Consider the following 1,437-nt stretch of genomic DNA (forward strand, 5'->3'; position numbering starts at 1 on the left):
GGAGTTCAAGCTGACGACGCTCGCGGGTTTTGTGCTGGTGCCCTTCGCCCTGTGGAACAAGACCGCGTTTCTGGCCGAGCGGGTGCTGGGCAATGTCGTGGTCTCCGGCATCAAGGTGATGGTGCTGGCCGTGATCATCGGCATTGGCTCCACGCTGTTCGCCACCTTCACGGAAGGGCTGCAAGGCCAGGAGCCGGATCTGGCGGCCGCCATGTCCCAGGTGCTGGGGGCGCTTTCCCTGCTGGGGCTGGGGATCTTTGGTCCCGGCATCGCCTCCGGATTGGTCTCCGGTGCGCCGCAATTGGGCGCGGGGGCCGCCCTGGGGGCTACCGGTGCCGCGGCGGGCGCCGTGATCCTGGGCGGAGGCGCCGCCGTGGCTGGAGCGCGCATGGCGACCGGGGGTGGCATGGCCGCGATCCGCGCGGGAACCGCCATGGGATCGGCGGCCTCCTCCGCCTATGGCCTGGGACAGGCCACTTCCGGCTCTGGCTTGGCCGGTGTCGCCGGAGGATTGGGCGGAGTGGCCCGGGGCGCGGGTGGTGCCGCCGCCCAAGGCACCCGAGCCGCCGCCGAGCGGGCGTCCTCTTCCCTCAAGCAGCAGATAGACCGGGGCCGCAAGGCCGCCTGGACGGCCACCGGCGGCAAACCCACCGCCGCCATGGCCGAGGAGGCTTCCACAAGCACTCCCCCATCGTCGGGTTCCGCGCCCGACTGGGCGCGCCGTCTGCGCACGGAGCAGCGGACCCGAGCCCATGGCCATGCGGTGACCCAGGCGGTCAAGGACGGCGACCGCTCCGGCGGTGGCGCGACCCCCTCCCTCCAGGACAAGGACGACTGAGCCATGCTGTTCAAGCGACCCATCCAGCGCTACGGCACCACGCCGGAGCCCGTCACTCCCTATCAGAAGGCGGCCCAGCTCTGGGACGAGCGCATCGGCACGGCCCGGGTCCAGGCCCGCAACTGGCGCCTCATGGCCTTCGGCTGTCTGGCCCTCTCGGTGGGGCTCTCCGGCGGGCTGCTCTGGCAGTCCCTGCAAAGCCGGGTCACGCCCTACGTGGTGGAGGTGGATAAATTCGGCGAGGCCCGGGCCATCGCGCCTGCTGTCCAGGACTACCAGCCCGCCGATGCCCAGATCGCCTGGCACCTGGCCCGCTTCATCACCAAGGTGCGGTCGATCTCCACCGACCCCGTGCTGGTGCGCCGCGATTGGCTCTCCGCCTACGACTTCGTCACGGGGCGGGCCGCCCTGTTCCTCAACGACTACGCCAAGGCCAACGACCCCTTCGGCCGGATCGGCACGCGCAGTGTCTCCGTCCAGGTGACCAGCGTGGTGCGGGCCTCGGACCGATCCTTCCAGGTGGCCTGGACCGAACGGGTCTTCGAGCGCGGCGGCCTGAAGGGCACGGAGCGCTGGACCGCCATCCTCTCCATCACCCT

General features: G+C 70.9%; 2 protein-coding genes. Both read left to right on the forward strand.

Translation table 11 applies throughout. From position 1 onward, the window contains the following. Positions 1-838, forward strand: an 838-nt coding sequence (locus ACLIRY_RS27040; RefSeq protein WP_413208516.1) for a type IV secretion system protein, incomplete at its 5' end; no start/stop codon positions are given. Between the two features lie 3 nt (positions 839-841). Next, positions 842-1,437, forward strand: a 596-nt coding sequence (gene trbF / locus ACLIRY_RS27045) for a conjugal transfer protein TrbF (RefSeq protein ID WP_413208517.1), incomplete at its 3' end; no start/stop codon positions are given.

The organism is Rhodospirillum sp. A1_3_36, assembly GCF_047263945.1.
GTDB lineage: Bacteria > Pseudomonadota > Alphaproteobacteria > Rhodospirillales > Rhodospirillaceae > Rhodospirillum.